This window comes from Ideonella flava (assembly GCF_051857595.1).
Lineage (GTDB): Bacteria > Pseudomonadota > Gammaproteobacteria > Burkholderiales > Burkholderiaceae_C > Ideonella.
The window spans coordinates 409,529-431,382 of record NZ_JBPZHD010000005.1 but is presented as its reverse complement, the minus strand read 5'-3'; the positions used below and the strand labels follow the sequence as shown (position 1 = coordinate 431,382).

Sequence of the window (21,854 nt, the reverse complement as noted above, 5' to 3'; positions counted from 1 at the left end):
ATCAGTCGCAACGGCCGTCGCCGCCTGCCTCGGAGCAGGCCATGCTTGTCGTCCCTCCCAAGGGCCGTGGCACGGGCTGGGCCATAGAGCATCGCTTCACCATCGAGCGTCACGAGAGCTTCGACGATGGCTGGGGGACGTTCGAGCAGGCGGTCAGCGAAGAGGCGCTCCCGCCGACCACGCAGATCTTCGAGCAGCGGGTCAAGTCCATCCTGAACGGCAACGATTCGCCGGATGTCAACTTCGATCTCTCGATCAACCCCTACCGGGGCTGCGAGCACGGCTGCATCTACTGCTTCGCGCGCCCGACGCACAGCTACTTCAACCTCTCGCCCGGGCTGGATTTCGAGACGCGCATCTTTGCCAAGGTCAACGCCGCGGAGCGTCTGCGTGCCACGCTGCAAAGTCCGAGCTACACGCCGTTGATGCTCAACATTGGCTCCGCGACGGACGCCTATCAGCCGGCCGAGCGCAAGTTGAACATCACCCGCTCGGTGATCCAGGTGCTGAGCGAATTCAGGCACGCCTTCTCGGTCATCACCAAATCCTCCGGCATAGAGCGCGACATCGACCTCCTGGCGCCGATGGCTGCGCAGCGAATGGCAGCGGCCTATGTGTCCATCACGACACTGGATCCGGAGCTGGCGCGCATCCTCGAGCCACGGGCTGCGCACCCCGAACGGCGCCTGAAGACGATCGAGAGGCTGACCGCCGCTGGCGTGCCGGTGGGCGTCAGCGTGTCGCCGGTCATCCCCTTCATCAACGAGCCGGAGATCGAGCGTGTGCTCGAAGCAGCGGCCCAGGCCGGGGCCAGGCACGCCTTCAGCATCGTGCTGCGCCTGCCCTGGGAGGTGAATCCGTTGTTCCAGCAATGGCTGGAGGTGCATTTCCCGGCCCGCGCCAAGCGCGTGATGGCGCGCCTGCGCGAGATGCGCGGCGGCAAGGACTATGATGCCCGGTTCGGCAAGCGCATGAGCGGCGAGGGCATCTGGGCCCAGCTCATCCGGCAGCGTTTCGACAAGGCCGTCGCGAGGCTGGGCTTGAACGAGGAAAGGATCGCCCTGGACCTGACTCGCTTCGAGAGACCAGCGGGGCCCGACAAGGGCAAACCGGTCGGCGCGCCCGTCCAGCAGAGTCTGTTCTAGTTCACGGCCGCAGCAGCCGGATCGTTCTGCGCAGGCGAAGTCGGAGGCGTAGAGGCCGGTGGGGATCCCGTGGTTTCCGGTGTGGATCGCAAGGCGACGCCACCTGCCTGGCGGCTGCCTCCGGCCAGGCCAGGAAGGGCGGCGTTGGCGAGACGGGCATGCAACTCGTCGGCCATGGAGTGCAGTTCGGTCGCGTCGCTGATCTTGTCGGCATGCCGCTGCAGCACCATGCGGGCCATGTCGACCAGCTTGGTGTTCTGCGTCTGGGCGCCGTGGGCGAGCAGGGCTTTGGCGGCGGCGCGCGGCTCCCCGTTCAGGCTGTGGTTCATCGCGGATTCGGCGAGTGCCGTGACCTTGGCGTGGGCGGCGCGAACCTGCTCCGCATAGGGCGCATGCGCGCCGGCGGCCTTGGCCAGCAGCTCCGAAAGGCTGCGGGAAACGCAAAAGCGCAGCGCGATGCTGTCGATCCAGCGGCTGGCTTCTTCCAGCTGAAGCTCGGCCGCCGCCAGCTCGGACAGCAGGCTCACCATGTTCAGGGCGGCTTCGATGTCGAAATCGGTTTCGCGAAACTCCTGCGCCAGGTCGCGCAGCTCGCCGAGCACGCGGGCGATCTGGCGGCCCATCATCAGGACGAGCACGTCGATCAGCCGGCCGAATCGGCGCACGCGCTTGCTCGAGGCATGACGTTCCAGGACGTGGCGCACGTTGTCCGCGCAGCGTTGCAGGCCCTTGCCGTCCTTGTCGCGGAAGCGGGCGAAGGCCAGCAGCACCATGGATTGCAGGTCGAACAACTTGGAGGTGATGCCGATGCTCGCGGCACGCTCCAGCGCCTTTCGCGCTTCGGCATGCTCGCCGCAGTAGAAGGCCAGCATGCCCTGCCGCTGCAGGCGTTCTATCGAGCCGGGCGTCAGCTGGGTCGCCATGCGATAGGTTTCCAGCGCCTCGGCAAGCGAGCCTTGCTCGACGTGGACCCGACCCATCACGTCATACGCATCGGCGTGGCTCGGATCGTCGGATATGAGCACTTCCAGCGTCCGGCGGGCCTGGTGGACTTTGCCGCCTTCCAGCTGTGAGCGGGCAATGCCGAGCCTCGCCCAAGGCAGCGCCTGCGCGTCAATGACGGCCTGGAAAAGCGTCTGTGCCGCCTCATGCTGACCCAACCGCAGCAGCAGCTCGGCCCCGATACGGGCGGCATACAGCCAGTAGGGAGCCCGGGCCTGGAAGCGCACCAGACACAGCCTGGCGGCCTGGTCGAAGTCGCCCGCTTCCACCGCCGTGAAGATGTCGCTCAGCACCCGCTTTCGCTTGCGGGCCTGCAGCAGGCGCTCGGCCAGCGAGGTGGCCGCAAAGGGCTTGAGCAGATAGCTGTCCAGCGCCGATTCGGCGGCCTCGGCGACGGCGGTATAGCTCGCCTCGCCCGTCACCATCACGAAGACGGTGGAAAACGGCAGCAGTTGGGCCCGGCGCAGGTCGTCCAGCAAGGACTGGCCCGAGGCGTTGCCCTCGTGGAAGTGCTGTTCGCACAGCACGACGTCGAATTCGCGCCCTTCGAGGTGCCGGCGTGCGTCGGCAATCCGGCTGCACTGCACCACGGTGCCCACGCCCAGGTCGCGCAGTTGCGCGGCCAGGATGCTGCGCGAGGTGGGGTGACCGTCGATGATCAGCGCCCTGGACTGGCTGAAATCGTGGTCGGCGCGGCTCACGGCTGCGCCCCCCGGCGTTCCGGCCCGACAGGCTCAACAGGGCGTGACGATTGGCAGTACTGCATGCGCCGACGACAGCCAACAGGCGTGGCCCCGGCGCGAGCCGGGGGACTTCCTCGGCTTTATCGGCAGGCGCGTCGCCCTACTTGAACAAGTCCTTGACCCGGTCCGTCCAGCTCTTGGCGTTGGGCGAGTGGCGGTCTCCGCCCTTCTTGAGCGACTCGTCCAGCTCCTTGAACAGCTTCTTCTGGTGCTCGGTGAGCTTGACGGGTGTTTCCACCGTGACGTGGCAGTACAGGTCGCCGGGGTAGCTGGAGCGGATGCCCTTGATGCCCTTGCCGCGCAGGCGGAAGGTCTTGCCGTGCTGGGTGCCTTCGGGGATCTCTATCTCGACCTTGCTCGACAGCGTGGGCACCTCGACGCTGCCGCCCAGGGCGGCTGTCACCAGGCCCACCGGCACCGTGCAGTGCAGGTCGTCGCCGTCGCGCTCGAAGATCTCGTGCTGCTTGATGCGGATCTCGATGTACAGGTCGCCTGCCGGACCGCCGTTGGTGCCGGGCTCGCCGTTGCCGGCCGAGCGGATGCGCATTCCCTCGTTGATGCCTGCGGGGATCTTGACCTCGAGCGTCTTCTGCTTCTTGATGCGACCCGCGCCGTCGCAAGTGGGGCAGGGCTCCGGAATGATCTTGCCGGTGCCGTGGCAGTGCGGGCAGGTCTGCTGGATCGAGAAGAAGCCCTGGCGCATGTGCACCGTGCCGGCGCCGTTGCAGGTCGTGCAGGTCTTGGCCTTGGTGCCGGGCTTGGCGCCCGAACCGGCGCAGGTCTCGCAGTTCTCCCAGCTGGGGATGCGGATCTGGCTTTCCTTGCCGAGCGCCGCTTCCTCCAGCGTGATCTCCATCGCGTAGGACAGGTCGTTGCCGCGATAAACCTTCTGGCCGCCGCCGCCACCACGCCGGGCACCGGCGCCGCCGCCCGCCCCGCCGAAGATGTCGCCAAAGATGTCGCCGAAGGCCTCGGCGAAGCCGCCGAATCCCTCGGGGCCCGGCCCGCCCCGGAAGCCGCCTGCATTGGGGTCGACACCCGCATGGCCGAACTGGTCGTAGGCCGCGCGCTTCTGCGCGTCCGACAACATCTCATAGGCCTCCTTGGCCTCCTTGAACTTCTCTTCCGCAACCTTCGCACCGTCACCCTGATTGCGGTCAGGGTGGTGCTTCATGGCCAGCTTGCGGTAGGCCTTCTTGATGTCGTCCTCGGAGGCGTTCTTCGCCACGCCGAGCACTTCGTAATAGTCACGCTTTGCCATGAGTAAAAAGCTCGAGGGTCCTCAAACGCAGCCGCCGCGTTGAGCGGCAGGCGCTGGCCTGCCGTTCGAACGCGGCGAGACAGGACGTCAGGCGGTACGCCTGACGTCTGATCACTTCTTGACTTCCTTGAACTCCGCGTCGACCACGTTGTCGTCAGCCGGCTGGGCCTGTTGCGCCTGCTGCGAGGCATGTTCGGCCCCGGCCTCCGCGCCTGCGCCGGCCTGCGCCGCCTGGGCATCGGCGTACATCTTCTCGCCGAGCTTCTGGCTGGCGGTCATCAGCGCCTCGGTCTTGGCGTCGATGGTCGCCTTGTCCTCGCTCTTGAGCGCTTCCTCGGCGTCCTTCAGCGCCGTCTCGATCTTCTCCTTCTCGGCGGCGTCCAGCTTCTCGCCATGCTCGGCGAGGCTCTTCTTGACCGAGTGGATCATCGCGTCGGCCTGGTTGCGGGCCTGCACCAGCTCGAGCTTCTTCTTGTCCTCGGAGGCGTTCAGCTCGGCGTCCTTCACCATCTTCTGGATCTCTTCCTCGGACAGGCCCGAGTTCGCCTTGATGGTGATCTTGTTTTCCTTGCCCGTGCCCTTGTCCTTGGCGTTGACGTGAAGGATGCCGTTGGCATCGATGTCGAAGGTCACCTCGATCTGCGGCATGCCGCGCGGTGCCGGCGGAATGCCCTCGAGGTTGAACTCGCCCAGGCTCTTGTTGCCCGAGGCCAGTTCGCGCTCGCCCTGGTAGACCTTGATGGTCACCGCCGGCTGGTTGTCGTCGGCGGTCGAGAACACCTGGCTGAACTTGGTCGGGATGGTGGTGTTCTTCTGGATCATCTTGGTCATCACGCCGCCCAGCGTCTCGATGCCGAGGCTCAACGGGGTGACGTCCAGCAGCAGCACGTCCTTGCGCTCGCCGCCCAGCACCTGGCCCTGGATGGCGGCGCCCACGGCGACGGCCTCGTCCGGGTTGACGTCCTTGCGCGGCTCCTTGCCGAAGAACTCCTTGACCTTGTCCTGCACCTTGGGCATGCGGGTCATGCCGCCGACCAGGATCACGTCGTCGATGTCGCTGAGCTTGACGCCGGCATCCTTGATCGCGATGCGGCAGGGCTCGATCGTGCGCTCGATGAGTTCGTCGACCAGCGCCTCCAGCTTGGCGCGGGTCAGCTTGATGTTCAGGTGCTTCGGGCCCGACGCGTCGGCGGTGATGTAAGGCAGGTTGACGTCGGTCTGCGTCTGGTTCGACAGCTCGATCTTGGCCTTCTCGGCCGCTTCCTTCAGGCGCTGCAGGGCCAGCACGTCCTTCGTCAGATCGACGCCTTGCTCCTTCTTGAACTCGGTGACGATGTAATCGATGATGCGCTGGTCGAAGTCTTCGCCGCCCAGGAAAGTGTCGCCGTTGGTGGACAGCACTTCGAACTGCTTCTCGCCGTCGACATCGGCGATCTCGATGATCGAGATGTCGAAGGTGCCGCCGCCCAGGTCGAACACGGCGATCTTGCGGTCACCCTTGCCGTGCTTGTCCAGGCCGAAGGCGAGGGCGGCAGCGGTGGGCTCGTTGATGATGCGCTTGACGTCCAGGCCCGCGATGCGGCCGGCGTCCTTGGTGGCCTGGCGCTGGCTGTCGTTGAAGTAGGCCGGCACCGTGATCACGGCCTCGGTCACTTCCTCGCCGAGGTAGTCCTCGGCCGTCTTCTTCATCTTGCGCAGCACTTCGGCGCTGATCTGGGGCGGCGCGAGCTTCTTGCCGCGCTCCTCGACCCAGGCGTCGCCGTTGTCGGCGGCGACGATCTTGTAGGGCATCAGGTTGATGTCCTTCTGCACTTCCTTCTCGGTGAACTTGCGGCCGATCAGTCGCTTGATGGCGTAGAAGGTGTGCCGCGGGTTCGTCACCGCCTGGCGCTTGGCCGAGGCGCCGACGAGGATCTCGCCGTCTTCCTGGTAGGCGATGATGGACGGCGTGGTGCGCGCGCCTTCCGAGTTCTCGATGACGCGGGTGTTGTTGCCTTCCATCACGGCCACGCACGAGTTGGTCGTGCCGAGGTCAATGCCGATGATCTTTCCCATGTCGTTCTCCTGATGATTCGTTGGGGTGTCTGGTGTCGATGTGTGGTTCGCCGCGGGGTCTTCAAGGGCCTTTGAGGCTCACTTGGGCGCCGCGACGGTGACCAGGGCCGGGCGCAGCACCCGGTCGGCGATGAGGTAGCCCTTTTGCAGCACCGCGACGACGGTGTTGGCCTCTTGCTGGGCGGGCACCATGCTGATCGCCTGGTGCTGGTGCGGATCGAATTTGGTGCCGGCGGGCGGATTGATCTCGAGGACCTTGTTGCGCTCCAGCGCCTGGGCGAGCTGGCGCAGCGTGGCGTGCACGCCTTCGAGCACCTTCTCGACCGGCGCATCCGGCATGGCAATGGCGGCCTCCATGCTGTCCTTGACCGGCAGCAGGCTTTCGGCGAAGGATTCGACGGCGTACTTGCGGGCCTTGCTGATCTCCTCCTCGGCCCGGCGGCGCACGTTCTCGGCCTCCGCCTTGGCTCGCAGGAAGGCGTCCTGTGCTTCCTTCAGCTGATCCTGGGCTTGCGCCAGCTGCGCTTCGGGCGTGGCGCCAGCCTCGGTCGGCGCGGCTGAGGCGGCGTCGGGCTGTGGGATGGATTCGGGGGCAGGTGAGGCTTGATTCGCGTCGTTGTTGCTCATCGTCGTGGGTCGTTCGAAGGGCTTCGATGGGGGTTGCCAAGGCAATTGGGGCTGGTTCCCCCCGGTTCAAGAGGGATTTTTCAGCCCCGGCGCAAGAAATCGGCTGATCTGTGCTGCGGGACCGGAATTCAGTCGTCGGTGGAGGCGCTCCAGCGGTTCCAGTCGGCGAGTTGGCGGCGGTCGCGCTTGGTGGGCCGGCCGTGCTCTATGGCCTGGGCAGGCTCGGTGCCCTGGCGGCGCGCCTCGCGGGCAGCCTCCTTCGCCGCCAGACTGGCTGCCGTCTCGGCGTACAGCGCCTGCGCCACCGGGGCGGGGCCCCGGATCTCGCTCAAGCCGAGCACCTCGACAGTGCGCGGCGGCATGCCGGGCTCGCGCAAGGTGAGCTCGTCGCCCACCCTCAGGTCACGCGAGGGCTTGACCGGCTGGCCATTGACTTCGACACGGTTCTTTCCAATGGCCTCGACAGCCAGGGCGCGGGTCTTGAAAAAGCGCGCCGCCCACAGCCACTTGTCCAGGCGGACGGGCTCGGCGCTCAGCTTGGGTTCTTTCACAGGCGAATTTTCGCTCAACGGGCAGGGGCCAACGGCAATCGGACGGTGGCATCCACGCCTTCGACAGTTCCATGCGAGACGCGGTTGTCGAGCTCGATCTGGCCGCCGAGGCTGGCCACGATCTCGTGGCAGATGGCCAGGCCCAGGCCCGAGCCGCTGCGCACGCTGGCCTGGCCGAGTCCGGCGGAAAAGGGCTGGAACAGGCGGCTGCGCTGATCGGCGGTGAGACCCGAGCCGCTGTCGGACACCGTCAGCGCCGCATGCCTCGAATCGGCCAGCAGGCGGATGGCCAGGCGGCCGCCGTCGCGCCCGTGCTTGATGGCGTTGTGGATGAGGTTGCGGGAGAGCTCGCGCAGTGCCCACTCGTGCGCACGCACAGGCGCCGGCTGCGTCTCGATGTCGAAGTCGAGGTGGTGCTCGACGATCAGGGCCGACAGGTCCAGCGCGACGGCGCGCACGATATCCGCCCAGTCGACTGCGGGTGCATCGCTGTGCTGGCGAATCTGCTCGACCTTCGCCAGGGCCAGCATCTGGTTGGCCAGCAGGGTCGCACGCTCGACCGTGTCGCCGATCTCGAGCAGCGCCTGCGCCGGATCCACATCGCCGCGCTGTGCCGATTGCACCTGGACCTTGAGCACGGCCAGCGGGGTTCGCAGCTGATGCGAGGCGTCGCGCACGAACCGCTTCTGGTGATCCAGCAGGTGCTTGAGCCGGCCCATCAGGTGGTTGGTGGCGGCGACCAGCGGCTGCAGCTCGCGTGGCACGGGGCTGCCATCCAGCGGCGCGAGATCACCTTCGGCCCGGGAGCGCAGCGAGCGGCTCAATTCGCCGACCGGCCGGGTGGCGCGCTGCACGACGAAGATGACCAGCCCCGCAATGATCAGCAGCAGCGCCGCCTGGCGCCAGGCCGTGGCCACGAGCAGCTGCCGCGCCAGGGTCTCGCGCAGTTCCAGCGTCTCGGCCACCTGGATCGTCGCCATGCCCTGGCCCGTGGCCCAGGTGACCGGCTGCAGCAGCACGGCCACGCGCACGGGTGTGCCGTGGTACTGATCGTCATAGAAGTCGACCAGCGCCGCGTACGGCCCCTTCAGCGGCAGCTTGCCGCGCCAGGGCGCCAGGCCCTCGAAGCCGGACACCGTCTCGCCGTCGAAGCCGGTGACGCGGTAGTACAGGCGGCTGCGGTTGTCCGCTTCGAACGCCTCGAGCGCCGAGTACAGCACCGTGGACTTCAGGTGCGGCCGATCGCCCTCGGTGGTCACCTCCAGCAGGTCGCCGATCGATTTGGCCGTGGCCAGCAGGGTGCGGTCGTAGGCAGTGTCTGCGGCCTTCAGCGCCTCGCGGTAAAGCACCGACGTGTTGACGAGCGAGAACAGCAGCACCGGCACGAGGATGCCGAACATCAGCCGGTCGCGCAGCGAACGCCTGGCCCACCACGCGCCGATCACGCCGGCGCTTTCAGGAGGTAGCCCAGGCCGCGCAGGGTGACCAGCTGGACGCCGGTGGGCGCCAGCCGCTTGCGCAGCCGGTACGCCACCACTTCGATGGCTTCCAGCTGCACTTCGGACTGCCCCGGGAAGACGGCTTCGAACAGGCGCTCCTTGGCGACCGCGTGGCCTGGGCGCTGCAGCAATGCGCGCAACAGCGTGGCCTCTCGAGGTGGTAGCTCGAGTGGCTCGCCGCGGAAGTACACGGCGCCACTTTCGGCGTCGCAACGAAGCCCGGCGAACTCGGGCGACAGGGTCATGGCGCCGTCGAGCCCGCCGCTGCGGGCGTGCCGCCGAGCCAGTGCGCGGATGCGAGCTTCCAGTTCGTCGAGGTCGAAAGGCTTGGGCAGATAGTCGTCGGCTCCGGTGTTCAGGCCGATGATCCGGTCGCCTATGGTGCCTCGGGCCGTGAGCACGATCACCGGGGTGGCCAGGCCCTCGCTGCGCGCCCGCTCGAGCACCTTCAGGCCGTCCAACCCGGGCAGCGTCAGGTCCAGCAGCACGACGTCCGGAATCGTCGCTTGCCAACGCTCGACCGCCCGCGCACCATCGCTGCAGGTCGATACGCGCATGCCTCTGCGCTCCAGCGTTCGCTGCAGCGTGGCCAGCAGGCCGGGATCGTCCTCGATCAGCAGGAGTTTCACGGGGGGCGACCTTAGCACCGGCGACCTCGGAAGCCGGGCTCGCATACGTGCTTTCCCTAGGCAAAACGACAGCCGGATGACAGCCCCGATCGTCAGCATTCAGGCTCACCCATTTGCCGACAACTCCAAGGAGACAGCGATGCGCCGCGATACCTTCCTGAAGTCCCTGGCCGCTCTGGCCGCGAGTTCCAGCCTCCCGCTGGAGGCACTCGCCGCGGGGGCCAACCTCAAGATGATGATTCCGGCGAACCCGGGCGGCGGCTGGGACACCACCGGCCGCGCCCTGGGCAAGGCGCTGCAGGATGCCGGTGTGGCCGCCACGGTGAGCTACGACAACAAGGGCGGCGCTGCGGGCGCCCTGGGCCTGGCCCAGTTCGTCAATGCCAGCAAGGGCGATCCGAACGCCATCATGGTGATGGGCGCGGTGATGCTGGGCGGCATCATCACCGGCAAGCCGCCGGTGAGCCTTTCGCAGGCCACGCCGCTGGCTCGGCTGACGAGCGAATACAACGTCTTCGTGCTGCCGACGGATTCACCCTTCAAGACCATGAAGGACGTCGTCGAGCAGATGAAGAAGGACCCGGGCAGCGTCAAGTGGGGTGGCGGCTCGCGCGGCTCCACTGAGCATGTCGCGGCGGCCATGATCGCGCGTGAAGTCGGTGTCGACGCCGCGAAGATCAACTACGTGCCCTTCCGAGGGGGCGGCGAGGCAACGGCGGCCATCCTGGGCGGCAATGTCACCATCGGCGGCAGCGGCTACAGCGAATTCCAGAGCTACATCGAGGCGGGCAAGATGCGCGCGATCGGCGTCACGTCCGATGCGCGCCTGAAGGGCATCAACGTGCCCACGCTGAAGGAGCAGGGCATCAACGTGGTGATCGGCAACTGGCGCGGCGTGTACGGCGCGGCCGGCATCACGCCCGAGCAGAAGAAGGCGCTGGTCGACATGATCGTCAAGGCGACCAAGAGCAAGGCCTGGGCGGAGGCGCTGGAGAAGAACGGCTGGACGCCCGCCCTGATGACCAGCCCGGAATTCGACAAGTTCGTCGACGACGAGTTCGCCGGCCTGCGAGCCATCATGGTCAAGGCCGGGATGATCTGACATGGTCGCTCGGCATGGGCTCCTGGGCGCGGCGGTGCTGGCCGCCGGCGCCCTGTACCTGATCGGGGGCTTCCAGCTCAGCGCCGAAGCCGGCTATTCCGGCGTCGGGCCGAACTTCCTGCCGCTGCTGGTGGGCGTGATGCTCGCCTTGTGCGGTGTCTGGCTGGTCTGGGAGGCCGCCAGCGGCGGCTTCCGCAACATGGAGGAGCCCTCCGGTGCCGAAAGCGGCGACTGGGCCGGCTTTGCGTGGGTCAGCGTCGGCATCCTGGCCAATGCGGCCTTGATCACGACGATCGGCTTCATCCTTTCGTGCACGCTTTGCTTCGTCCTGGCCGCGCGCGGCTTCAAGTGGGCGGAAGGTGTGCGCGGCATCGGCGTGCGCGCGGTCGCGATGGACGCCTTGATCGGGTTCGCGATCTCCGCGCCGGTCTACTGGATGTTCACGCAATTGCTGTCGATCGGCCTGCCCGGCCTCACCTCGACCGGATGGTTGTGACGATGGATACCCTCAATCAACTCCTGCAAGGCTTCATGACGGCGGGCACGCCGGTGAACCTGCTCTGGGCCCTGCTGGGCTGCATCATCGGCACGGCCGTGGGCGTGCTGCCGGGCATAGGGCCGGCCACGGCGGTGGCCATGCTGCTGCCCATCACGCTGAAGGTCGAACCCACCGCGTCGATGATCTTCTTCGCCGGCATCTACTACGGTGCGATGTACGGCGGCTCGACCACTTCGATCCTGTTGAACACGCCGGGCGAGTCGGGCTCGATGGTCACCGCGATGGAGGGCAACAAGATGGCCAAGAGCGGCCGGGCCGGCGCCGCGCTGGCCACCGCGGCCATAGGCTCCTTCGTCGCCGGGACCATCGCCACGGTGATCGTCACCTTCTGCTCGCCGATCGTCGCCAACTACGCCGTCAAGCTCGGGCCGCCCGAGTACTTCATGCTGATGCTGCTTGCCTTCACGACGGTCTCCGCGGTGCTTGGGCAGAGCACGCTGCGCGGCCTGACTGCCCTGGCGATCGGCCTGGCGATGGGCGTGGTGGGCATCGACCAGATCTCGGGCATGGCGCGCTTCACCGGCGGTGTGCCCGAGCTGATGGATGGCATAGAGGTGGTGCTGATCGCGGTCGGCCTGTTCGCGGTCGGCGAGGCTCTGTACAACGTGCTGTACGAAGGCAAGACCGTCGGCACGCAGAACAAGTTGAGCCGCGTGCACATGAGCCGCAGCGACTGGAAGCGCTCCTGGCCGGCGTGGATACGCGCCACCTTCATCGGGGTGCCTTTCGGCACCATCCCGGCGGGCGGCAGCGAGATCCCGACCTTCCTGAGCTATGCCGCCGAGAAGAAGCTGTCCAGCCACAAGGAGGAGTTCGGGACGACGGGCGCGATCGAGGGCGTGGCTGGGCCCGAAGCGGCCAACAATGCGGCGATCACCGCCACGCTGATGCCCCTGCTGACGCTCGGCATCCCGACCTCCAACACCACGGCCATCCTGCTGGGTGCGTTCCAGAACTACGGCATCCAGCCCGGTCCGCAGCTGTTCGATACCAACGGCCCGCTGGTCTGGGCGCTGATCGCTTCGCTGTACATCGGCAACGTGATGCTGCTGGTGCTGAATCTGCCATTGGTGGGCCTGTGGGTGAAGCTGCTGAAGGTGCCGAAGGCGCCGCTCTACGCGGGCATCCTCATCTTCGCCACGGTGGGCGTCTACGGCATGCGGCAGTCGGCCTTCGACCTGGTGCTGCTGTACGCGATCGGCCTGTTGGGCGTGGCCATGCGCCGCTTCGACTTCCCGACCGCACCGGTGGTGGTCGGCATGATCCTCGGGCCGCTGGCCGAAGCGCAGATGCGCAACGCCCTGTCGATCGGCGAGGGGCACTGGACGATCTTCCTGCAGCGGCCGGTGTCGCTGTTCCTGCTGATCGTCGTGGTGGCCGTGCTGGTGTTGCCCCGCCTCGTGCGCTGGCTCAAGCCGCAGCACGAGCCCGACGCCGTGGTGCGCGTCTGACGCGCACCGCCTACTGCTCCAGGCCGCCTCCGGGCGGCCTTTTCTTTTTGTCAGTCCGGGGCGCCCATCTCGAGCGCGCGTTGCCGTGTCGCGGCTTGCTGCTGCTCTCCTGGCGGGGCTGAATCGATCCAGCCGGCGAGGTGGCGCCTGGCCAGATCGGCGAGGGCCGCCATGCCGGCAGGGTCGTCGTTCAGGCACGGGACGTAGCTGAACGACTCGCCCCCTGCGTGCAGGAAAGTTTCCCGGCCTTCCTGTGCGATCTCCTCCAGCGTCTCCAGGCAATCCGCCGCAAAGCCGGGGCAGATGACGTCGACCCGCCGGGTGCCGGCCGCCGCCAGCTCCCGCAGCGTCACGTCGGTGGCAGGCCCCAGCCACTTGGCGCGGCCGAAGCGGCTCTGGAAGCTGATCCGCCACTGTGACGGCGCCAGGCCTAGGGCCCCGGCCAGCAGGCGGGCGGTCTTCTGGCACTGGCAGTGGTAGGGGTCGCCCAGCTTCAGGGTGCGCTCCGGCATGCCGTGGAAGCTCATCAGCAGCACTTCGCCCCGCGAACCTTCGGTTTGCCAGTGGCGGCGCACGCTGGCCTCCAGGGCCGCGATGTGGGAGGCATCGTCGTGGTACTGGTGGATGAAGCGAAGCTCCGGCACCCAGCGGGTGCGGCGCGCCCAGGCGGCGACGGCGTCGAAGGTGCTGGCCGTGGTCGCGCCCGAATACTGCGGGTAGGCGGGCAGCACCAGGACGCGATGCACGCCTTCGGCTGCGAAGGCTTCCATGGCAGACGCGATCGAGGGTTGCCCGTAGCGCATGGCTGGCTTGACGCGCACAGAGCAGCCGCGCTGGCCCAGATAGCCCTGCAGCAGCTTGGCCTGGCGCTGCGTCCACACCGCCAGTGGCGAGCCCTCGGGCAGCCAGACGCTGGCGTACTTCTTCGCTGACTTCGCCGGCCGCGTGCGCAGGATGATGCCGTGCAGGATCGGCCACCACACGAGTCGCGGGATCTCGACCACGCGCGGGTCGCTCAGGAACTCGGCCAGGTAGCGGCGCAGCGCGGCGGGTGTCGGGGCGTCCGGCGTGCCGAGATTGGCGAGGAGCACTCCCACCGGGGAGGGCTGGCCGTGACGGTGGGGCGGGCCTGCGCTTGCGGCCATCACGCCCTGCCCGGGGGCGGATTGAGCCGCATGGGCACGGTGTCGTCGAGGCTGGCCATGACGCTGAACTGGAGCACCGGCACGCCGACCTCGTTCGGCGAGCCTCCCAGGCCGATCTCGCCGCTGCCGTGCAAGGTGCAGGCGCCCCGGCGCAGGCTGAGGACCTCGTCGTCGCCGGCGAAGCGCACATAGGTGCCGTTGATGCTGAGGTCGACCACCTGCAGGCCGCCGCCCATCCAGTCGATGCGGGCATGGGTGCGCGAGACGCGGGCTTCGTCGATCTGCAGGCCGCAGGCGGAGCCACGGCCTATCAGGACCGGCAGGTCTGCGCGGGTGAAGCGGTAGACGCTTTCGCGCCAGAGCACCTGCAGGCCTTCGGGTTCCGCCAGGTCGAAGCGCGTCTCCATCAGCGTGGCGGTGGCATCCACGCTGCGGGGCGGCAGCATGTGCACGTCGACCGGCTCTGCGCGGCCGCGAAGGTGCATGCGGTCCAGCGACCGGTAGTTGCCACGGGTGTCCAGCGGCAGCTCGTCGTAGAGCTCGCCGGTGATGAGGGTCTCGTTGTCGCCTGCATGGTCCAACAGGCGGGCGGCGACGTTGACGGCATCGCCGAAGCAATCGCCGTTCATCTCGACCACTTCGCCGAGTGCCAGCGCAATCTGCAGCTTGAGCCGGGCGACCGCGGGGGCCGCATGCGGCGCAGCGATGGTGGACTCCAGCAGATCCTGCATCTGCAGGGCGCTGGCCACGGCCATGGCCGGGACGGAGAAGACGGCCATCAGGCCGTCGCCCAGGGTCTTGATGACCTGGCCGCCCATCACCGGCACACGCTGCGCCAGCGCATTGATCGTCTGGGTGACGACCGCAGTGGCCTGGGCGTTGCCGAGCGACTCATACAGCGCAGTGCTGCCGCGAAGATCCGCGAACAGAACGGTTCGACGCTTGATGGTAGGCATGCGTCAGGCAGTTTAGCCTGCCGGCCTCGCTTGGGCCGGCAGTCCAGGCGCGGCGGTTGGTATCAGATCGTGCCGAGGATCGCCGGCGCCCGGATGCCTTCCATGCAGGCCCGCAGCCCGGCCCGCCCCATCCGAGCGCATGCGATCAAATGTTGTCCAGGTAGGTGCGGAGCTTGTCCGAGCGGCTCGGGTGCTTGAGCTTGCGGATGGCCTTGGCTTCGATCTGCCGGATGCGCTCGCGGGTGACGTCGAACTGCTTGCCGACTTCCTCCAGCGTGTGGTCGGTCGACATCTCGATGCCGAATCGCATGCGCAGGACCTTGGCTTCGCGGGGCGTGAGCGAGTCCAGGATGTCCTTCACCACGTCGCGCAGGCCGGCCTGCATGGCCGCCTCGATCGGCGCGGTGTTGTTGGTGTCCTCGATGAAGTCGCCCAGGTGCGAATCGTCGTCGTCGCCGATCGGCGTTTCCATGGAGATCGGCTCCTTGGCGATCTTCATGATCTTGCGGATCTTGTCCTCGGGCATCTCCATCTTCTCGGCCAGCGTCGGGGCGTCCGGCTCGAAGCCGAACTCCTGCAGGTGCTGACGCGACAGGCGATTCATCTTGTTGATCGTCTCGATCATGTGCACCGGGATGCGGATGGTGCGCGCCTGGTCGGCGATCGAGCGGGTGATGGCCTGCCGGATCCACCACGTGGCGTAGGTCGAGAACTTGTAGCCGCGACGGTATTCGAACTTGTCCACCGCCTTCATCAGGCCGATGTTGCCTTCCTGGATCAGGTCGAGGAATTGCAGGCCGCGGTTGGTGTACTTCTTCGCGATCGAGATCACCAGCCGCAGGTTGGCCTCGATCATCTCCTTCTTCGCGTCGCGCGAGGCCTTCTCGCCCTCGTTCATGCGGCGGTTGATCTCCTTCAGGTCGAGGATGGGCACGACGGCGCGTGCCTGCAGGTCGACCAGCTTCTGCTGCAGCTCCTGGATGGCCGGGAGGTTGCGCAGCATGATCGTGCTGTAGGGCTTGCCGGCAGCGGTTTCCTTCTCGCTCCACTTCAGGTTCAAGGCGTTGGGCGGGAAGGTCTTGATGAAGTGGTCCTGCGGCATGCCGCACTTGTCGACCACGATCTTGCGGATCTCGCGTTCGTAGCGGCGCACGTCGTCGACCTGCGAGCGCAGGATGTCGCACAGCTTCTCGATCGTCTTGACCGTGAAGCGGATGGTCATCAGGTCTTCGCTGATCGAATGCTGGGCCTTGCTGTAGGAGGGCGACTGGTAGCCCTCCTTCTCGAAGGCGCGGCGCATCTTGTCGAAGTGGGTGCGCAGGTCGGTGAACTTGGTCAGCGCCTGGCTCTTGAGCTCCTCGAGCTTCTTGGTCAGGGCCTTGGAGCCGCCGTTGCCGTCGTCGTCGTCTTCCTCGTCGAACTCGTCGAAGTCTTCCTCGGCCACGTAGTCGTCGGCCTCGTCTTCGGCGACGAACCCGTCGACCACCTCGGAGATCTGCATTTCGCCGGCCGCGATCCGGTCGGCCATCGCGAGGATCTCGGCGATGGTCGTCGGCGAGGCGGAGATGGCCAGCATCATGGCCTGCAGCCCGCCTTCGATCCGCTTGGCGATCTCGATCTCGCCCTCACGAGTGAGCAGCTCGACCGAGCCCATCTCGCGCATGTACATGCGGACCGGGTCGGTGGTGCGGCCGAATTCCGAGTCGACGGTCGACAGGGCGGCTTCGGCGGCTTCTTCCGCTTCCTCTTCGGTGGCGGTGGAGGTCGCGCCACCGGCGATGAGCAGCGTGGCGGCGTCGGGCGCCTGCTCGTACACCGCGATGCCCATGTCGTTGAGCATCGAGATGATGGCCTCGAGGATCTCCTCGTTGACCAGCTTCTCGGGCAGGTGGTCGTTGATCTCCTGGTGCGTGAGGTAGCCACGCGTCTTGCCCATCTTGATGAGCGTCTTCAGCTCCTGGCGGCGCTTGGCGACCTCTTCCTCGGTCAGCGCCGTTTCGTCCAGGCCGAATTCGCGCATCAGCGCGCGCTCCTTGGCGCGCGAGACCTTCATCCGCAGCGGCTTGGCCTTGGGCTTGTCCTCGCCGGAATCCTCGACCTCGGCAACTTCCGACTCGACTTCGGCTTCGCCTTCCAGCTCGGACTCGATGTCGGCCAGGTCGTCTTCCGGTTCCTCGGTCTTCTTTTCCGGCTCCTTGCCGGCAGCCTTCTTGCCGCGCTTGGCCTTGTCTTCGTCAGCGGCCTTGACCGGCACAGCCTTGCCCTTGGCAGCGGCGGCTGCCTTCTTCGGGTCCTCGACCGTCACGCTCGCCTTGGTCGCCGCCTTGGCGGCGGGTTTGGCCGGGGTGGCCATGGGCGCGGGCGTGGTGGTGGTCTTGGCAGCGGCTGCAGGCTTCTTCGCGGTCATTAAGATGTCTCGAGGTGAGGTGATCCTTCCAGGGCCCTTCGGTTCCGTATCGATCTCGTGCACACGCCGCCACGCGGGTCAAAGCCCGGCGGCGGACGGCCGAAATCGAAACAAAACACCCACCGGCCGTCGAGGATGAGTGCGACGGCCGGGATTCGGGCAGGCAAGCTGGCGTGAACGTTTGAAAGTGCAGCCGAAGCGAGGAGGTGGCCTGTGGTATTCCCCGTGTCGCGGGGGGCCTGGGTCGCCTGGCGGCTGCTGTCACTCTTGCCGCTGAAACACGGATTATACCCGGAAACCCCCGATAGGGATGTGGGGATCAGGGGCATCCGGCCTATTCCGTCACTGTCGGCGCCCTCAGGCGATTCTTGACCTCGTTCCAGTGGCGGAAGGTTTCGACGAACTGCTTGCGCGCGACCGGGTCGGTTTCGGCGGCCACTTCCAGCCGCTTGCATTGGGCCTTGAGATCCGCTTCGAGCAGTTGGTCGATGGCCCTGAGCAGCGTGTCCAGCGTGGCATCGGGGTCGGCATCGCCATCGGCCAGCCGGCGCAGCTCGGCCCCGAGGCTCTCGTCCTCGCCCACGGCCTCGCGAACCACGGCCCAGGGCCGGGCGCCGTGCTCCGCCAGTTCGCGCTCCAGCCAGGCCACCAGCGTGCCATGGGGCGCGGGCAGGCGGTGAAGAAGATCATGGGCCTCGGCCGAGATCTCGTGCCACCAGGCCGGCTGGCCGAACAGCATCTGGACGACGTGATCCTCCGGCCGCTTGGGCGGGGGGCGGCGGCCCTGGGGCCGGGGCAGGCCGTCGCCGTCGTCCTTGCGGTACCAGCGGCGGCGGCGCTCGCCGCGTGCCTCTTCGCTGGGCCGGTCGGCCTCCGGCTCCGGTCGCTGCCGCGGGCCACCGAGCTGCCACAGCCGCGCGAGCTCCTCGGCCGGCAGGCCGCCGCGGATGGCGAGCTCGCCCAGAAGCTGGGCCCGAAGCGCCCCTTCGGGCAACTCCTGCCACAGCGGCCGGGCCTGGGCCAGCATGCGGGCGCGGCCTTCGGCCGAAGTGAGGTCGCAGTCCGCGGCCGCATGATCCAGCAGCTGGCGCGAGAGAGGGATGGCCTTGCGCACGAAGGCTTCGAAGGCCTCCGCTCCGAACTCGCGCACATAGCTGTCGGGGTCGTGCTCCGGCGGCAGGAACAGGAAGCGGAAGCTGCGCGTGTCGGTGGCGTGCGGCAAGGCGGCCTCCAGCGCCCGGCCTGCCGCGCGGCGGCCGGCAGCGTCGCCGTCGAAGCTGAAGACGACCTGCTCGGTGAAACGCAGCAGCTTGACCACGTGGTCGGCCGTGCAGGCAGTGCCCAGCGTCGCGACGGCGTTCGGGAAGCCCAGCTGTGCCAGGGCCACGACGTCCATGTAGCCCTCGGTCACGAGGGCGTAGCCCTTGGTTCGCAGACCGGCACGGCACTCGTAGAGGCCGTAGAGCTCCCGCCCCTTGACGAAGACCGGCGTCTCGGGCGAATTCAGGTACTTGGGCTCGCCCTGGCCCAGCACGCGACCGCCGAAGGCGATGGTCTCGCCCTTGACATTGCGGATCGGGAACATGATGCGGTCCCGGAAGCGGTCGTAGCGCTTCTGGTCTTCCGGGTCGTCGCCCTGCACGATGACCATCCCGGATTCGGCCAGCACGGGGTCGTCGTAGTGCGGGAAGACGCCGGCCAGGGTCCGCCAGCCTTCGGGGGCGTAGCCCAGGCCGAAACGGGCGGCGATCTCACCCGTCAGGCCGCGACTCTTGAGATAGGCGACGGCGTGCGGGCTGGCCTTGAGTTGCTTGCGATAGTGGTCGCCGGCCCTTTGCAGCACGTCGATCAGGCCCAGTTGCTGCTCGCGTCGCTCGGCGGCGAGGGCCTGCTCGGCCGGGCTGGTCTCGTCCTCCGGGACGGGCAGGCCGACCTCCTGGGCCAGGTCCTTCACCGCCTCGACGAAGCTCATGCCATGGTGCTCGGTGAGGAAGCGAAGGGCGTCGCCGTGCGCGCCACAGCCGAAACAATGGTAGGTCTGGCGGGATGGGCTGACGATGAAGCTCGGCGTCTTCTCGCCATGAAAAGGGCACAGGCCCTTGTAGTTGATGCCAGCCTTCTTGAGCTCGACGTGCCGGCTCACCACGGCCACCACATCGGCGCGGGCGAGCAGGTCCTGGATGAAGCCGGAAGGGATCACGATGCGAAGTTCGGAAATGACATCGGGGCAGCCAAGGCTGCCCCGACACGGGAATCTTCATCTTCGCACAAGGCCAGCGTCTGCCGGCCCCGCCGCAGCGGTCAGATCGCGAAGTCTTCCAGCGACTTGCCGGTGGTCAGGGCCGCCTGCAGCCACTTGGGCTTGAGGCCTCGGCCGGTCCAGGACTGGCCCGTGGCGGGGTCGCGGTACTTGGCGGCCACCTTCTTGGTGCCATCCGCCTTGGGTGCCCCAGGGGCCTTGCCAGCCAGATCCGCGGCGGTCAGGCCATATTCGGCCATCAGGGCCTTGACCTTGGCGATCGCATCGGCCTTCGCCGTCCGTTGCGCTTCGGCAATCTTCTTCTCGAGGGCAGCTTTCTGCGCCAGCAGATCTTGAATGGATTCCATGCAAATACTCCTGAAATACCCGGCGGGCGCGCGGATCATATCGCAGGAACACATGGCATCAAGCCGGCGCAACACACCATTACCGATATCCCCTGATGCCTATCCTGGGCAGCCGCTGGAGGTGATTCATTCTCGCCGCCGGGGGCAGGGATCGAAAGCGCCAGGAAGAGTCAAAGCTGCGGCCGCCGGCCGCCGGCGATTACATGCCGGGAACGGCAGCATTTCGAGGTCGCCGGCGGAGAATCGCCCCGCCAGGCGCCACGTGAGGTATTCACGGATACGCCTGCGGGTTTTCGCGCGATTCCAGGCAGCCGCGCGGGACGACCCAGGTTATGGAAGGCTTGCGTCGGGCGCCCGAGCCTTCATGTGCCGGGTGAAGTTCAGGTAGAGCGCCTGCGCCCGACCGTGGCGGCAGTACGACCAAATACGATTTGGCGTTCCGTGCCAGGCCGGCACGTCCGTATCAGGAAAGTGCTCAGTTGCTGGGCGGCACATAGCCCGTTGGCTGGTCTGCCCCGGACCCGAAAAGGAACTGCTCCATCTGCCGGGCCAGGTACTGGCGCGCGCGGGCATCGGCCAGATTGAGCCGGTTTTCGTTCACCAGCATGGTCTGGTGGCGCTTCCACAGTTCGAAGGCTTCCTTGCTGATGTTGTCGTAGATGCGCTTGCCCAGCTCGCCGGGATAAGGCGGGAAGTCGAGGCCCTCGGCTTCCTTCTTGAGGTACGTGCATTGAACGGTGCGGGCCATGGGGGTCTCCGGGGAAAGGGGATTATTCAGAGCTTCTTGACGAGGACCTGCGAACGGCGGTCCCAGTTGTATTTGCGCTTGCGGGCTTCAGGCAGCCAGTCCGGGTCGACCTGGGCGAAACCGCGCTTGATGAACCAATGCATCGTGCGCGTGGTGAGCACGAAGATCGATTCCAGGCCCATGGTGCGCGCGCGCTGCTCGACCCGCTTGAGCATGCGGTCGCCGTCGCCCTGGCCCTGGACCTGGGGCGAGACGGTGAGGGCGGCCATTTCGCCGGTCCGCGCCTCGGGGTAGGGGTAGAGCGCCGCACAACCGAAGATCACGCCGTCGTGCTCGATCACGGTGTAGTTGGCGAGGTCGCGTTCGATCTCGGTGCGGTCGCGCTTGACCAGCGTGCCGTCGCGCTCGAAGGGTTCGATCAGCTGCAGGATGCCGCCCACGTCGTCGGCGGTGGCCTCGCGCAGGCTCTCGAGTTTCTCGTCGACGACCATGGTGCCGATGCCGTCGTGGGTGAAGACCTCGAGCAGCAGGGCGCCGTCGGTGGCGAAAGGCAGGATGTGCGAGCGTTCGACACCGCCGTGGCAAGCCTTGACGCAGTGCTTGAGATAGAAGCCGACGTCGGTGGGCTGCATGGGCGGCGGCATGCCGGCGAGCAGGCGCTCGGCATCGGCCAGCGCCAGCTCGGTGTCTACGGGCGACTCGAGATCGTTCGGGTCTTCGTGGATGCCGGCCACCTCGGTCAGGAACAGCAGCTTGTCGGCCTGCAGGGCGATGGCCGTCTGCGTGGCGACGTCTTCCATCGACAGGTTGAAGGCCTCGCCGGTGGGCGAGAAGCCGAACGGAGACAGCAACACCAGCGCGCCGATGTCGATCGCCTTGCGGATGGCGGCCGAATCGACCTTGCGCACGAAACCGCTGTGCCCGAAGTCGATGCCGTCGACGATGCCGACCGGCCGGGCCGTGAGGAAGTTGCCGGAGACCACCCGGACGGTGGAATTGGCCATCGGCGTGTTCGGCAGGCCTTGCGAAAAGGCCGCCTCGATCTCGAAGCGCAGCTGGCCGGCGGCCTCCTGGGCGCAGTCGAGCGCCACGCCATCGGTGATGCGCATGCCGTGCGAGAAGCGGGCGCTGTGGCCCTTGGCCGCGAGCTGCTCGTTCACCTGCGGCCTGAAGCCGTGCACGAGGACGAGATGCACGCCCATCGCGTGCAGGATCCCGAGGTCCTGAACGAAGGCGTTCAGTCGGCCGGCCGCGACGAGCTCACCGGTCATGCCGACGACGAAGGTCTTGCCCCGGTAGGCGTGGATGTGAGGCGCCACCGATCGAAACCAGGGCACGAAGGTGTGGGGGAAGACCAGGTCCATGTG

The 21,854-nt window shown here is 67.1% G+C and carries 18 protein-coding genes; 4 read left to right on the top strand and 14 right to left on the bottom strand.

The window, feature by feature from the left end; genetic code table 11:
- The first annotated feature begins 41 nt into the window (after nucleotides 1–41).
- Nucleotides 42–1,145, top strand: coding sequence for a PA0069 family radical SAM protein (locus tag ACS5PM_RS13515; RefSeq protein ID WP_439388144.1), 1,104 nt, complete (start codon nucleotides 42–44; stop codon nucleotides 1,143–1,145).
- Here the strand turns inward: ACS5PM_RS13515 and ACS5PM_RS13510 are convergent.
- From ACS5PM_RS13510 to ACS5PM_RS13480, 7 genes are all read right to left on the bottom strand, one after another.
- Nucleotides 1,142–2,848: a response regulator gene (locus tag ACS5PM_RS13510; RefSeq protein WP_439388143.1), complete on the bottom strand. Its 1,707-nt coding sequence runs from the start codon at nucleotides 2,846–2,848 to the stop codon at nucleotides 1,142–1,144. The genes ACS5PM_RS13515 and ACS5PM_RS13510 overlap by 4 nt on opposite strands.
- A gap of 142 nt (nucleotides 2,849–2,990) precedes the next feature.
- Nucleotides 2,991–4,151: a molecular chaperone DnaJ gene (dnaJ, locus tag ACS5PM_RS13505; RefSeq protein ID WP_439388142.1), complete on the bottom strand. Its 1,161-nt coding sequence runs from the start codon at nucleotides 4,149–4,151 to the stop codon at nucleotides 2,991–2,993.
- Nucleotides 4,152–4,262: 111 nt separating this feature from the next.
- Complete coding sequence (gene dnaK, locus ACS5PM_RS13500) at nucleotides 4,263–6,206, bottom strand: molecular chaperone DnaK (RefSeq protein WP_439388141.1); 1,944 nt, start codon at nucleotides 6,204–6,206, stop codon at nucleotides 4,263–4,265.
- Between the two features lie 78 nt (nucleotides 6,207–6,284).
- Entirely contained in the window at nucleotides 6,285–6,833 is a 549-nt protein-coding gene (gene grpE / locus ACS5PM_RS13495) for a nucleotide exchange factor GrpE (RefSeq protein ID WP_439388140.1), read from the bottom strand.
- A 128-nt stretch (nucleotides 6,834–6,961) separates the two neighbouring features.
- Nucleotides 6,962–7,384, bottom strand: coding sequence for an RNA-binding S4 domain-containing protein (locus ACS5PM_RS13490; protein ID WP_439388139.1), 423 nt, complete (start codon nucleotides 7,382–7,384; stop codon nucleotides 6,962–6,964).
- Nucleotides 7,385–7,398: 14 nt separating this feature from the next.
- Nucleotides 7,399–8,784: a sensor histidine kinase gene (locus ACS5PM_RS13485; RefSeq protein WP_439388220.1), complete on the bottom strand. Its 1,386-nt coding sequence runs from the start codon at nucleotides 8,782–8,784 to the stop codon at nucleotides 7,399–7,401.
- A gap of 41 nt (nucleotides 8,785–8,825) precedes the next feature.
- Nucleotides 8,826–9,512 (bottom strand): response regulator transcription factor, encoded by a 687-nt coding sequence (locus ACS5PM_RS13480; RefSeq protein WP_439388138.1) that lies wholly within the window; start codon nucleotides 9,510–9,512, stop codon nucleotides 8,826–8,828.
- A 139-nt stretch (nucleotides 9,513–9,651) separates the two neighbouring features.
- Between ACS5PM_RS13480 and ACS5PM_RS13475 the strand changes: the two genes are divergently transcribed.
- From ACS5PM_RS13475 to ACS5PM_RS13465, 3 genes are read left to right on the top strand one after another with little or no spacing between them, the layout of a single operon-like run.
- Nucleotides 9,652–10,614: a Bug family tripartite tricarboxylate transporter substrate binding protein gene (locus ACS5PM_RS13475; protein ID WP_439388137.1), complete on the top strand. Its 963-nt coding sequence runs from the start codon at nucleotides 9,652–9,654 to the stop codon at nucleotides 10,612–10,614.
- 1 nt (nucleotide 10,615) lies between these two features.
- Complete coding sequence (locus ACS5PM_RS13470; RefSeq protein WP_439388136.1) at nucleotides 10,616–11,110, top strand: tripartite tricarboxylate transporter TctB family protein; 495 nt, start codon at nucleotides 10,616–10,618, stop codon at nucleotides 11,108–11,110.
- A 2-nt stretch (nucleotides 11,111–11,112) separates the two neighbouring features.
- Complete coding sequence (locus ACS5PM_RS13465) at nucleotides 11,113–12,624, top strand: tripartite tricarboxylate transporter permease (RefSeq protein WP_439388135.1); 1,512 nt, start codon at nucleotides 11,113–11,115, stop codon at nucleotides 12,622–12,624.
- A 50-nt stretch (nucleotides 12,625–12,674) separates the two neighbouring features.
- Here ACS5PM_RS13465 and hemH read toward each other — a convergent pair whose 3' ends face one another.
- From hemH to argA, 7 genes are all read right to left on the bottom strand, one after another.
- Complete coding sequence (hemH, locus tag ACS5PM_RS13460; RefSeq protein WP_439388134.1) at nucleotides 12,675–13,769, bottom strand: ferrochelatase; 1,095 nt, start codon at nucleotides 13,767–13,769, stop codon at nucleotides 12,675–12,677.
- Nucleotides 13,769–14,725: an adenylate/guanylate cyclase domain-containing protein gene (locus tag ACS5PM_RS13455; RefSeq protein WP_439388133.1), complete on the bottom strand. Its 957-nt coding sequence runs from the start codon at nucleotides 14,723–14,725 to the stop codon at nucleotides 13,769–13,771. The genes hemH and ACS5PM_RS13455 overlap by 1 nt, the downstream gene beginning before the upstream one ends.
- Nucleotides 14,726–14,870: 145 nt before the next feature.
- Nucleotides 14,871–17,132 carry an RNA polymerase sigma factor RpoD gene (gene rpoD, locus ACS5PM_RS13450; protein WP_439388219.1) on the bottom strand — a complete coding sequence of 754 codons (2,262 nt, stop codon included), beginning with the start codon at nucleotides 17,130–17,132 and terminating at the stop codon, nucleotides 14,871–14,873.
- Between the two features lie 334 nt (nucleotides 17,133–17,466).
- Complete coding sequence (gene dnaG / locus ACS5PM_RS13445) at nucleotides 17,467–19,335, bottom strand: DNA primase (RefSeq protein WP_439388218.1); 1,869 nt, start codon at nucleotides 19,333–19,335, stop codon at nucleotides 17,467–17,469.
- Between the two features lie 98 nt (nucleotides 19,336–19,433).
- Entirely contained in the window at nucleotides 19,434–19,739 is a 306-nt protein-coding gene (locus ACS5PM_RS13440; RefSeq protein ID WP_439388132.1) for an H-NS histone family protein, read from the bottom strand.
- Between the two features lie 475 nt (nucleotides 19,740–20,214).
- Nucleotides 20,215–20,487, bottom strand: coding sequence for an oxidative damage protection protein (locus tag ACS5PM_RS13435; protein ID WP_439388131.1), 273 nt, complete (start codon nucleotides 20,485–20,487; stop codon nucleotides 20,215–20,217).
- Nucleotides 20,488–20,513: 26 nt separating this feature from the next.
- Complete coding sequence (gene argA, locus ACS5PM_RS13430; protein WP_439388130.1) at nucleotides 20,514–21,851, bottom strand: amino-acid N-acetyltransferase; 1,338 nt, start codon at nucleotides 21,849–21,851, stop codon at nucleotides 20,514–20,516.
- Nucleotides 21,852–21,854: the final 3 nt, after the last annotated feature.